General features: G+C 36.6%; 6 protein-coding genes and 1 rRNA gene. All 7 read right to left on the bottom strand.

Features of this window, described 5'->3' with window-relative positions:
- Positions 1–184: 184 nt before the first annotated feature.
- Complete coding sequence (locus MK805_RS17650) at positions 185–1,564, bottom strand: oligosaccharide repeat unit polymerase (RefSeq protein WP_240877237.1); 1,380 nt, start codon at positions 1,562–1,564, stop codon at positions 185–187.
- A gap of 19 nt (positions 1,565–1,583) precedes the next feature.
- On the bottom strand, positions 1,584–3,002 hold the full coding sequence (locus MK805_RS17645) for a lipopolysaccharide biosynthesis protein (RefSeq protein ID WP_240877236.1): 1,419 nt from the start codon (positions 3,000–3,002) through the stop codon (positions 1,584–1,586).
- A 13-nt stretch (positions 3,003–3,015) separates the two neighbouring features.
- Positions 3,016–3,759 (bottom strand): Wzz/FepE/Etk N-terminal domain-containing protein, encoded by a 744-nt coding sequence (locus MK805_RS17640; protein WP_240877235.1) that lies wholly within the window; start codon positions 3,757–3,759, stop codon positions 3,016–3,018.
- A gap of 27 nt (positions 3,760–3,786) precedes the next feature.
- Complete coding sequence (locus MK805_RS17635; RefSeq protein ID WP_240877234.1) at positions 3,787–4,854, bottom strand: glycosyltransferase; 1,068 nt, start codon at positions 4,852–4,854, stop codon at positions 3,787–3,789.
- Between the two features lie 2 nt (positions 4,855–4,856).
- Positions 4,857–5,975 carry a glycosyltransferase gene (locus tag MK805_RS17630; RefSeq protein ID WP_240877233.1) on the bottom strand — a complete coding sequence of 373 codons (1,119 nt, stop codon included), beginning with the start codon at positions 5,973–5,975 and terminating at the stop codon, positions 4,857–4,859.
- A gap of 352 nt (positions 5,976–6,327) precedes the next feature.
- Positions 6,328–7,521: a MalY/PatB family protein gene (locus MK805_RS17625; protein ID WP_240877232.1), complete on the bottom strand. Its 1,194-nt coding sequence runs from the start codon at positions 7,519–7,521 to the stop codon at positions 6,328–6,330.
- A gap of 360 nt (positions 7,522–7,881) precedes the next feature.
- Positions 7,882–7,996, bottom strand: a 5S ribosomal RNA gene (gene rrf / locus MK805_RS17620); the annotation flags it as partial.

The following is a 7,996-nucleotide window of genomic DNA, read 5'->3' as shown; positions in this document are numbered from 1 at the left end:
CGTTCGTCCTGAGCCAGGATCAAACTCTCCATGATAGAAAAGCTTGATTGCTCATTGCTAGCTTTTAAAAAATTAACAGGTTTGTGATCTCACTCTTCAGTTTTCAAGGAACAACTTCTTTTTCATCGTCTCTCCGCTACTGTCGCTGCGACAAGTAATAATATAACACGCTTAAAAATCAAAGTCAACTACTTTTTTTCACTTTTTTTATTGATTTTGGCCATGTTTCCTTCAACCGGACTACAGCATATGGGAAAGTGACAATAGTAAACAATACAATCCATACAGGATTTATCACTAAATCTGAAAAACCGCCCACCATTGCCCGGGGAATATTGACAATAAAGAAGACAAATAAACTTAAAAAGACAGGATGTTTAGGTAAACGAACAAATAAAACATAAAGAACTTGAACAAAAACGCCTAAATAGACGGTTCCTAATATTACTCCCCACACACCATAGGTAGCATATGCTTCCCCTACATAAAGAGTATTGAGCACACCCGCTGTTCCCTCTTGTACTTTCTCTGGAAATAGATCCATCATAATTACTCTGGCACTTCTCATTTGATCTACATGATACAATTGAAGAATAGAGTCAGGTAAACCATAGATATGCAGAAATGGATATACTTCACCGAAACGATCGACAAAAATATACATCGGAGCAATTTGGGTCAATATGATCCTTCCAATAGGACCTTGAGAATAATTCAGAAAGGTAGAACTCCCCGAAGCACCTAGTAATGTATACATCACAACAATGTAAGCTACTCCCACTGCCGTAAACAAAAGAATCAAACGCAAGTTTAACTTTAATTTTCCAACAAAGATACTAGTCAATATCAACATGATCATATAAAAAAGTGTAGGTGCTTTTTCAAAGTTATAGACTTGAATAACCACAGCTGCTACAAATAACAAACCAAATAATACTCTCCAAGACCAAAGACGCGTTTTTAAAGCATAGGCGAATGCAACGATTGACAACAACGGAGTGAGTCCAATTGCCAAAATATTTTTTACATAAACGATACCTGTATACCCTTCCTTCGCATCAATTCTCCCTTTTGCCAAATCAGCAGTATGCCCGAGCAGAGCCGAAAAAAGAGGAATGGTACTCGTATGTAACAGGGTATAAATAACAGATAATATGCTGATGACACTTAAACCTAAAAAAATACGGAAAAACAACTTTTTATTTGGTTCAGATAAAAAGACTTCATCTACAGGAGCATTCCAATACTTATTAAATTCTAAATCCGGCTTAAAACCTATGATTTTAGAGACTATAACAGTTGTAAAAGCGAACAACAAAAATGATCCGCAGACTAAAATAAAACCAAGTTGTCTGGATTCAGGAAAAAGAAGCTTATTAATAATGTAGGAATGATCTATTTCCAATACGATCAAAAGAGAACCGATCAAACTGGAAAGAAGGTAGACATACCCAAATATCACCAGGTGTAAATTAGGCTTGTTTAATGACAGCCCACCTGAGCTTTTGTGTAGTAACCAAACACCGATGATTAGAGTAAGTATCCACGCTAGAATCCAAATCACTTAAACTTCCTCCTGATGACTACTTGGTTTTTAAACCCATAAATTCGCGGTCAATTCGACAAATCGCTAGAGACACAAGAAAATAAATCCATGGGAAAATCTGATACCAAGCCGCATAGTTTTGTACTTGTAAATACACCATCACAGCAATAGTAATCACGCTTTGAATAAATAAGAAAGACATCTTTCCAACTTGCATAGGAACATGATAGTATTTTTGACTTTGAATAAAAACGAGAATGCATGTTAGTAAATATGCAATCACATTGGAAACTACGATTCCCCAAAGTCCAAATGGGAGGTACAATGCAATATTCAACCCAATATTGAGAATGGCTGCAAACACCAAAATTCCCGAGATTGACTTTGTTTTCTTTGCAAACAATAAACCTGATGACACAATAATGTAGAAAAAATTTAAAAACGATGCTAATGATAGAAATCCTACATACTGATAAGATGTTTGATACTTAGGGTCCAGCAGCAAAATAACTAACGGCATCACACTTGTCACCAAAACAATGCCGAACATCCCAACAGTAAATATAATCGTATATGCTTTTGCAAAAAATACTTTGCCATCTGGGTGATCTTTCATTTGCATCGAATATGGTCTCCAAGCCATTTGAATACCATAGGTAAGTAAACTGATCATTGTAGCAAATTGAAAGGCTGCTACATATATCCCTACCGAAGTTGTATTGTCCATTGCTGCGATAATATAACGATTGGATGATCCCATCACCCAGAAAGATAAAGATGCTGGAACCAATGGAGCCCCATAATGTAATACTTTTATCCAAATTTCCTTATCAAAACGAAGTTTGAGGTACTTGAGCATTTGTTTACCAGAAAGAAGTATAACAGCAGTTATGCTGATTATCCTGCCCCAAACAATACTTCCAATCGACCCTGACCAATAAACGAGAAGTATATACGATAGGGCGGCAATAAACAACATCTTTGCTACCGTTAATAATACTACCCGTAAAGTCCGCATCTCATATCGATAAACGGTCAAAGCTAACACATTTATTGAATCAAGTAGCAAAGTGACGAGCGATAAATAGAAAAACGGCATCAACTTACTACTAATATTTAACCATGGTACGAGGTTATTCCCAGCTAGAAGTGCGATTACTGTAAGTCCAACTGCTACTAGCAATCGAAAAGCCATAACATTTTGCACATACTGTAGCTTTTTCTCTTGGTCTTTTTCTTCAAAGTAATAAAAGGCCAAGGCTGTATCTGTACCAAAGATGACAAAATACCCTAATATACCAATGGTGCCATCAATAATCCCCAATACACCATACTCTGAAGGCAGTATGTAATGTGTATAGATCGGAAACATGATAAATGCGATCAATTTTGTGCTCACACTCATCAAAGCATATAAAAACGAATCTCCCGCTAATCTCTTTAGTTGGGCCAACACAGGCTAACATCTCCTACAATGGTTGATTTCGAGATGATTTTGCATCCAATATATATTTCCAGAGTGTTACTACCACCATTCCTAAAATTATACCAGCAAGCAATGCAATAATAATGTTTGCTTTCCAGGGCGATGCTTTCTCTGTAACAATAAGATTATTTAACGAAGAAGGCGGTACAATTACAGGAGCTTGAGCGCTAGCCAAATCTAACTTACTCGATTGTAACTGTTCTTGTCTTGTTGCTAATTCTTTTTGAAGATTTGTGAACGCATCGACATTAGATCCAGATGGCTTGATCACTTTTGAAGCCTGTTCCAATGCAGTTACTCGTTGTTGCAAAGTAGCCATGTATTGTTTTGACATATTGATCTTTTGTTGAAATACTTTTTGCAAATCTGCATAGTAAGCTTTGGATACTTTTGTAAATCCTTTTTGGACTTCGTCTTTGTCTTTCCCACTAAGTTGAATTTGCACCTGCTTATACTTTGGAACAATTACTTGTAAAGTAGGTTGAATGTCTTTTGGCAATAAATCTTGATAATTTGACATGATAATATCAGGAACTGTTACTTTATCATCTGTCGAATCAGCCACATTAAATAATACTGTTCCTTGATATGTTGGCTTTGTTACAGCACTCACAATAACCGCGATGATAATGGTGATGATAGGGATTGCAATCAACCAGAACTTCTTCTGCCACATAAAAGCAAGATAATCGTAAAAAGCATACGATTTTTTCGCTTCTTCATTCATTTTTTATTCATCCTTTGTCCATAATTTCTAATTTGTTTTGTTTAAGTTTGCTTGATAAAGATCAATCATTTTTTGGACACAATCGTCCCATTGGTAGTTTTCTTTCACAAACTGAACTGCATTCACTTCCATCTGATGCCGATTAAAATCGTCATTCAACAATGTTTTCATTGCTTTATAAATCTCTTCAGGATCATTATTTGGAATAATCATCCCAGTTTCTCCATGTTTTACGACCTCAGGTAATCCACCCACGTTATTTACGATTACAGGCACCCCACAAGCTTCTGCTTCCAATGCAGACACTCCAAAGCTCTCACTTTCGGATGGAAGTATGAATAAATCCAATTGACTAAGTAACTGAGGAAGTTCCTCTTGAGGAACAAAGCCAACAAAAGTCACCTTTTCTTCCAGTTGCCGCTCCTTTACCATCTGCTGATAACGCTCTTTCTCTGGGCCATCACCAATAATGACTAGATGAGCACAATCTTCTTCTTTCACTAATTTAGAAAATGCCTCTATTAGTTTAGGATATCCATATATATCCTTCAAACCTTTAGCAATTCCAATATGAAATTCACCGCTCGATTTCTGTGATGGGTCATACACGAAATGATTCGTATCTACTCCAAATGGAACCAATTCAATTGATTTATCTATATATTTTTTCGTCTCTTCAAGCATTGCACGACTTGTAGAACAGAGAACATCTGCAGAGGTAAGAGAGTAAGATAAAATTCGTGTATTTAACGTGTTCTTAGGAAATTGAAAAATATCACTCCCCCATACGGATAAAAACAGAGGATGAATACGAGCTAATCCTGCAACAAACCCATAACTAGAAGCGTAGTGAGCATGAACAATATCAGGCTTTATTTGCGACAGTAAACTACGAAGAGCAAATACAGTAGTTAGATAGGAAAGTTTTCCTGGCAAGTATTGTGGCAAAGCATACGTTTCCACTCGTTCTGCATGAGTTTTAGAATAATGGTTCGAAAACGTGATAACACAAACTTCTAATCCTTTTTGTTTCAGTCCTAATGCCCATTTTTGTGTATGTGTAGATGTACTGGGGGCAAATAAAGCGATTTTCATAGCTATAACTCCGTTTTGTTTTTTGTTAAGGTTTGATTTACTGCCTGAACACGAGCAATCCATGAGTTACTTGCTAAAAATTTCTCCTGAATGGTTTTCAAAAAAGTTTGATGCTGTTCCATCATTTTTTTAGTTGCAGCTACCATCGCATCAGTCGTTGCACCAGCAACTACACCATATGGTCCACTTTCCACAAATCGTTGTTGTGCAGTACAGTCACTGGCCAACACTGGCAAATAATTAGACAAATACTCCACTAACTTCACAGGAACAGAGAAATCATTGTATGTACTTTTAGTTCTTGGCAAATAGGCAAAATCTATTTCCATATACAATGCATCTAATTCTGCACCAGATATATGTCTAATGTCTACTTGTAATTGTTTCATTTTTTCTTTTTGTTCATCCGATAACCCTTGATATTCTGCCTCTCTACAGACAACCGTCAAGGATAAGGGTAGGTTTTCTTTTTGTATACGTTCCAATGTTTCCAATAGGAGCGGCAGGCCATTATCTGCATGTTTGACTGCACCTACATAAATCGCACGAACTCGATTGCCTTCTCGATTTGTTTTTTGGAATGCTACTTCTTTTCCACCTGGAGGGAGAGCTACTTTTGTCCTATTTATATCTACATACTTACCCATTTCTAAGCTCGGCAAAAATATGGCATCTGCATATTTCTCATAAAATTTTTCTTCTCTGCGATAAAGCCACTGCATTAATCGTTTTTTCAAACCTTTTAGCGGATAGAGTTCATCAAATTTCCAATACACATCCCGGTAAAAAATGCCTGTCGGGATTTGATGTTGTTTGAGGTATTGAAAAACTTTTTTATCAATAAAAGGTCTGCTGGGAATATGATTTTTATCTGTTAACCAAATAGGGATAGTTTGATTTTCAGCATAACAAAATCGAACATTGGTCAAAGCATTTTGTTGGAGCAGTTCATTCCATTTCGTTTCTCGTTCTTTTGACTCACCAGAAACGACAATAACTTCTAACCCTTGATCATCTCCCCACTTCTCAAATGCTTCAATCATTTTTAGTGGGCGTACTTTTGATCCACTATCGGCTTTTTCGGCAAGCGCAAAGGGGAAATAAACTAACACTTTATCCATTGCATAAGTCCTTTCCACATTCAATTGAAAATGAAAACCATTTCTATTTCGAACTCTATCAAAAAAAGTATTTGTTATTCCATCTTAACGAAAAAAAGCCCTTGAAAATATGACAATGCTTCAACAGTCATTTTTCTATCATAACAAGAAAATACCTGTTGTACCATAAGAAACAATGAGTTTCTGGAAACATCCTCCTTATGGGGTCGATAAAAGACATAAATAAAAAATGAGAAAGACAGAAAAAGCAGGAAACAATAGGGCTGCGTGAAAAATCGACAAATATATGAAAAAATCCCCCCATAAAGCTAAAAAAAGTTGGAACCATCAATGGGCCAACTTGTTGCTTTTGTTATACATTTTTTCTGGCTGCTCGATATTCATGTATTGCAGTTGACATCTGTTGAAGACCTCTCTGGATCAAAGACCTTGGAGCAGCGAGGTTTAACCGTAAAAATCCTTCTCCTTCACTTCCAAATGTTTTACCAAAAACAGGAGCTACTTTCGCTTTTTTGAGCATACACTTCATCAGAGTTGGAGTATCAAACTTTAGCTCCTGGCAATCTATCCAAGCTAAATAAGTACCTTCTGGCTGGACAACCTTCATTTCTGGAACATGCTCTTTTAAATAGGAATCCACTAAACTTAGGTTTTTTTCTACATAAGCCATGCACTCATTCAGCCAGTCTGCACCATATCGATATGCACTTTCTGTCGCAATGACCCCAAAAGTGTTGCTAAACTGTAAAAAATGGCGATTAAGTGCACTCTTGTATAGTTTCCTAAGTTTTTCATTTGGAATAATGATATTAGCAGTCTGTACTCCAGGCAAATTAAACGTTTTAGTTGGTGCATTGCAAACAATGGACCGTTGTGCAATTTCTTCTGATAGAGAAGCCAACGGAATATGCTTATTGCCTTGATAAATGAGATCAGAGTGAATTTCATCGGAAATAATTAGAACATCTCGCTCGATACACTTTTGTGCCAGTATAGTAAGTTCTTCTTCCCCCCATACCCGCCCTACTGGATTTTGAGGGCTGCATAAGATCAAAACTTTTATTCCTTGAGCGAGTTTCTTTTCTAAATCTATAAAATCAATCGTATAGCGGTTATTTTCATACTTAAGCGGATTCTCCACTAATTTTCTATTATTTTTTATGACTACTTCAGATAGTGGAGCATAAACAGGAGGCTGAACAAGGATATGATCCCCTGGCTGAGTAAAATCGTTAATGATTAAACTAATGGCTGGCATTACACCTGGACTATAGCATATCCACTCTTGCTGAATTGTCCAATTGTGTTTTCTATCCATCCAATCGACAATTGCATTATAATACGATTCCATGCGAATGTTATAGCCGAATACTCCATGTTCGATTCGTTTCGCCATCGCTTCTCTAACAGGCAAAGGGGAACGAAAATCCATATCTGCTACCCACAAAGGTAACAAATCAGGTTCGTAATATATTTTCTCTACTCCGTCCCATTTTTCTGAAAAAGTATGATAACGATTAATATCTTCATCAAAGTTCGAATTCATATTATCCCCCATTATTAGATTTCTAATCATATTCAAATTATAAGTGTTTTAATTATGTCATAAAATATACTGGCAAATAAACTGGTTCATTATATCATTACGATCTAGAAAACCCACGGTTTTAATCGTGGGATGAAAGCGAGTGTTGGACGAGGTGAAAGAAATCCCTTCACCAGTCCAATTTTTGAGAAATAACTTTGCAAACAAGTATTCGCATGGTATTATCTGTATAATGTAGATGAAGCTTATATTATCTAGCCTTTAAAAGAAACCTTTTCTTCTTCTAAACTATCCAATTTCGCAATCTGTATTCTTTCTAAAAGAAAAAACCTACCGTTTATGGTAGGTTTTGTGTGTGTTGCCTGGCGACTACTTACTCTCCCAGGACCCTGCGGTCCAAGTACCATCAGCGTGAGAGGGCTTAACGGTCGTGTTCGGGATGGGAACGAGTGGAACCCCTCTGCTATGATCACCA

Source organism: Shimazuella soli (assembly GCF_022511585.1).
GTDB classification, from domain to species: Bacteria; Bacillota; Bacilli; order Thermoactinomycetales; family Thermoactinomycetaceae; genus Shimazuella; species Shimazuella soli.
The sequence above is the reverse complement of the archived record's forward strand: the minus strand, read 5'-3'. Positions and strand labels throughout refer to the sequence as shown.